This window comes from Micromonospora globispora (genome assembly GCF_003857015.1).
GTDB classification, from domain to species: domain Bacteria; phylum Actinomycetota; class Actinomycetes; order Mycobacteriales; family Micromonosporaceae; genus Micromonospora; species Micromonospora globispora.
The window spans coordinates 1-4,107 of sequence record NZ_QGGF01000180.1; the positions used below are offsets into that span (position 1 = coordinate 1).

Here is a 4,107-nt window from a genome sequence, read left to right on the forward strand (position 1 = left end):
GTGCCAGCCCCGGCTCCGCCCGTCGTCACCCCGTCGGCCCGGCCGGCCGAGCCGACGCCGGCCGCCCCCGTGCCGGAACCGGTCGCCCTGGTCCCGGTCGAGCCGACCTTCCCGGCCCCGGTCGCCCCGGTGCCGTCGACCGCGTTCGTCCGCCGCAACGGCACCCCGCTGACCCGGGAGGTGACCCGATGACCGCCATTCCGCTGCCCGGCCTCGCCCCCACCCCGCAGGAGCCGAGGCCGGGCTCCCGGGCCGCCCGGATGCTGATGCCCCGCTCCGTCGACGTCGTGGCCGACCTGGCGGCCGACTACGGCGTCTGCACCCGCCCGGTTAGCCTGCGCCGCACCGATCTCGACTCAGGGCAGACGGAGGTGATCGACCTGCCGTGCGGCGCCACCCAAGAGGCGAAGTGTCCGGCCTGCGCCACGCGGGCGCGGCGGCTGCGGCAGCAGCAGATCCGCGAGGGCTGGCACCGCGACGACGAACCAGACCCCGGCCCGCAACCCGCCACCGACGGGCAACGGGCGCTGATCGTGGCTCGGGCGCATCTCGAGTTCGCCCGCGAGGAGGCGGCCCGCGCCTCCGAGTGGGATCAGGTCGCGGACCTGGACGACGCGATCGCGGAACTGGAAGCCCAGATCACGACGGAAGGGCTCCGGGGCCGACCCGCCCCGCCGCACGTCAGCGAGGACCAGGAGGACGGCGACGGAAAGCGCCGGGTGCGGTCGACCAAGCGCCGCCAGGATGCCCCGGACCTGCCCCGCCTGCCGGTCGACAACCGCACCATCGGGCGGACCTTCGAGGGTCACGGTGGGCAGGTGTTCCGGCCGTCGATGTTCCTCACCCTCACCCTCGGCTCCTACGGGCGGGTGCACTCGGACGGGACGCCGGTCGACCCGGACAGCTACGACTACCAGCAGGCCGCCTGGGACGCGGTGCACTTCCCCCGGCTGCTCGATCGGTTCTGGCAGAACCTGCGCCGCGCGGTCGGCTGGAACGTCCAGTACGCCGGGGCCGTCGAGCCGCAACGCCGGCTTGCCCCTCACGCGCACTTCGCCATCCGGGGCACCATTCCCCGGTCGCTGGTCCGGCAGGTCGCCGCCGCGACGTATCACCAGGTGTGGTGGCCCTCGGTCGACCGACGGGTCTACGAGCCGGGCAACGCACCGCAGTGGGATGCCGATGCGGGTGGCTACACCGACCCGGCCACCGGCCGACTGCTGCCGTCGTGGGATGACGCCCTGGACCTGGTCGACGCCGACCCCGACGCCGAACCCGTGCACGTCGTTCGCTTCGGGAGTCAGGTCGACGCCAAGGGCGTCCTCGCTGGCACCAAGGACGCGGATCGGTGCGTCGGCTACATCACCAAGTACCTGACCAAGCAGGCCGCCGACTGCCACCAGGTCACCACCGGCCGGCAGCGGACGCACCTGGAACGGCTCTGGCAAGAGCTGCGGCACACGCCCTGTTCCGAGCGGTGCGCCAACTGGCTGCTCTACGGCGTCCAACCCAAGAAGGCCCGACCGGGGCTGCGGCCGGGGAACTGCAAGAACAAGGTCCACAAGCGGGAAACCCTCGGCATCGGCGGCCGACGCGTCCTCATCTCCCGGCAGTGGTCCGGCAAGACACTGACCGACCACCGGGCCGACCGCCGCGACTGGGTCAAGGCGCTGCTCGGCGTCACCACCGACGCGGCCACCGCCCCGGCCGGCGGGGAGCAGCGGCACGCCTGGGAGTTGGCCCGGCCCACCGACCCCGACGTGCCGCCCCTCGGCCACCGCGTCCTACGCGCGATATCCGAACGCATCCAATGGCGCGCCCAGCTCGACGCCGCCAGACGCGCCACCGACCCGCCCGATGTTTCGGCAACTGGCCGGCCGGCTGAGGCGGTGGGGTGATGAGCACGGAGGAACTTCTGACGATGGATGACGCGGCGCGACTCCTGCGGGTGTCTCGGTGGACGGTCTTCCGGCTTATGAAGGAGCGTCAGGTGACCTCCCTTCTGGTCGGCCAACGGTGTCGGCGAATCACAGCGTCGTCGGTGCAGGCGTACATCGCGCGGCAGGTTGAGGAGGCGGCCTGATGACTTCCCCGAACGATTCCGGCGGTGGTCGTCGCGTTCGCCGCAACGGCGAGGGCAATATTCGGCAACGGAAGGACGGTCGCTTTGAGGCGCGCGTCTGGGTGTTCACCACGGACGGGCGAGAGATCCGCAAGAGCGTCTACGGCGCGACCTGGGACGAGGCTCATGCCGCACTGGTCAAGCTCAAGTCGAATGCCCTCGCGGGCGTGCGTCTTCCGGCAACCGGTGCAACGGTCGGTGACTACCTCGCGTACTGGCTGGCCGAAATCGCCGCCGAGCGGGTGAGGCCATCGACCCTTGGGAGCTATGAATGGCTCGCCCGTACCTACGTCGTGCCGTATCTGGGGACGAAGAAGCTAGCTCGGCTTCGGCCTTCGGATGTGCGGACGTTCCTCTCCAGGCTCAAGAGCGTGTGCCAGTGCTGTGCGTTGAAGAAGGACGCGAAGCGCGTGGAGCGTGGGCGCCCGGCGAGGTGCTGCGCCATGTCGCCTCGGCAATGCTGTCAGGCGTTCCTGTCCGATGGTTCGATCCGCTACGCGCATCGGCTCCTGCGGGCGGCGCTTCAAGACGCGGTGACGGAGGAACTGTTGGCGAGCAACCCAGCGAAGGCGCTGCGGATCTCGCACCGGTACCGACCGAAGTTCACGCCGTGGACGGCTGATGAGGCAAGGCGGTTCTTGAAGGCGGCGCGGGATAACCGTTGGTACGCGCTGTACTCGGTCGCCCTGGCGCTCGGGCTGCGCCGCGGTGAGGCGTTGGCGCTGCGGTGGGTCGACGTGGACCTGGTCGACAACGTGCTCCGTGTTCGGCAGTCGCTGCAACGCACCGGCGGAGAGCTGCGGTTCGGGCCGGTGAAGACGGACGGCTCAGAGCGGGCCGTGGCTCTGCCGCCCAGCCTGGTCGACGTGCTCCGTGGTCACCGAGCATTGCAGCGGACGGAGCGGGAGGCGGCCGGTGACCGCTGGCAGGAGCATGGCTTGCTGTTCACGACGAAGATCGGCACTCCGATCGAGCCGCGCAACATCAATCGGCATTTCGAGCAGTTGTGCGAGCGGGCCGGCGTTCGGCGCATTCGCGTCCATGACCTGCGCCATTCGTGCGCGACGCTGCTTTACGACCAGGGCGTGCCGCTGGAACGGATTCAGGATGTGCTCGGGCACAGCTCCCCGACGGTCACCAAGTCGATCTACGTGGAGGCGACGCGGCGGGTGCAGCAGGACGCGGTGGACCGGCTCGGCTTCCTCTTCGACGCGTAGGCGTAGGGGTCAACCGTGGGGGTCAGAAAGATCAACGGCCGGTCTCCCGCACTGGGAAACCGGCCATTGACCTGCTGTGCGCCCGAAGGGATTCGAACCCCTAACCTTCTGATCCGTAGTCAGATGCTCTATCCGTTGAGCTACGGGCGCTTGCTGCTCGGCCAGTCTACACACTGGCTTTCGCGCGGAGACTCCGGGATTCGAACCCGGGAGGGGCTTTAAAACCCCAACCGCATTAGCAGTGCGGCGCCATAGACCAGACTAGGCGAAGTCTCCCTGGTGACCTGCAGGCCATCGCGCCCGAGGATACAGGTCTGCACCCGCCCGCGGCAAAGCGACTACCGGACGACCCTCCGGCACGTGCGTTTCGACCGTGTGCGAGGTCACGCTCAGGGCTACGCTCCATCGATATGCAGGAGCAGCCGCCGAGCGAACCGCCCCGTCGCGAGCCCGCCACCAGCACCCGGCGGAGCCGCTCCCCGAAGCCCACCTTCACACCGCCGACGACCGATCCCGACGTACCCGCGTCGCGGAAGGAGCCGGAAGGCCGGACCGGGCAGACCCGGCCACGACGGGCCAAGGCGGCACCGGCCGTGCTCTTCCAGCCACCCGATCCCGCTCAGGCGACGTCCCGCGCGGCCGGGGCCGGCGCCACAGCCTCCCGCCCGGCCGAGGGCACCGCGCCGAAACCTCGTCCGGCGCCCGGGGACAGCGCCCCCGCAGTCCGCCCGACCGACCCGGCCGTCGTCCGCCAGGCCACGGCCGACG

At 70.5% G+C, this 4,107-nt stretch carries 3 protein-coding genes, 2 tRNA genes and 2 pseudogenes; 5 read left to right on the forward strand and 2 right to left on the reverse strand.

The annotated features are described in order from the left end of the window. The 4 genes and pseudogenes from DKL51_RS34795 to DKL51_RS06855 form a co-directional block, all read left to right on the forward strand. Positions 1–192, forward strand: a pseudogene (locus DKL51_RS34795) (DUF2637 domain-containing protein); the annotation flags it as partial. Further along, positions 189–1,898, forward strand: coding sequence for a replication initiator (locus DKL51_RS06845; RefSeq protein ID WP_109947325.1), 1,710 nt, complete (start codon positions 189–191; stop codon positions 1,896–1,898). The pseudogene DKL51_RS34795 and the gene DKL51_RS06845, both read left to right, overlap by 4 nt. A gap of 23 nt (positions 1,899–1,921) precedes the next feature. Further along, positions 1,922–2,083, forward strand: coding sequence for a hypothetical protein (locus DKL51_RS37080; RefSeq protein WP_369008544.1), 162 nt, complete (start codon positions 1,922–1,924; stop codon positions 2,081–2,083). Further along, positions 2,083–3,339: a tyrosine-type recombinase/integrase gene (locus DKL51_RS06855; protein WP_109947324.1), complete on the forward strand. Its 1,257-nt coding sequence runs from the start codon at positions 2,083–2,085 to the stop codon at positions 3,337–3,339. The genes DKL51_RS37080 and DKL51_RS06855 overlap by 1 nt, the downstream gene beginning before the upstream one ends. Before the next feature lie 77 nt (positions 3,340–3,416). On the opposite strand, the gene DKL51_RS06860 is transcribed toward DKL51_RS06855, so the two are convergent. After that, positions 3,417–3,489 (reverse strand) — tRNA-Arg (locus tag DKL51_RS06860). Positions 3,490–3,524: 35 nt separating this feature from the next. Continuing rightward, positions 3,525–3,615, reverse strand: a tRNA-Ser gene (locus DKL51_RS06865). 134 nt (positions 3,616–3,749) lie between these two features. Here DKL51_RS06865 and DKL51_RS35595 point away from each other — a divergent pair. Further along, a pseudogene (locus DKL51_RS35595) lies at positions 3,750–4,107 on the forward strand (hypothetical protein); the annotation flags it as partial.

Bases quoted from the DNA above. Each gene is read 5' to 3' on its own strand.
- DKL51_RS06845 (WP_109947325.1), top strand. From the start codon at position 189: ATGACCGCCATTCCGCTGCCCGGCCTCGCCCCCACCCCGCAGGAGCCG.
- DKL51_RS37080 (WP_369008544.1), top strand. From the start codon at position 1,922: ATGGATGACGCGGCGCGACTCCTGCGGGTGTCTCGGTGGACGGTCTTC.
- DKL51_RS06855 (WP_109947324.1), top strand. From the start codon at position 2,083: ATGACTTCCCCGAACGATTCCGGCGGTGGTCGTCGCGTTCGCCGCAAC.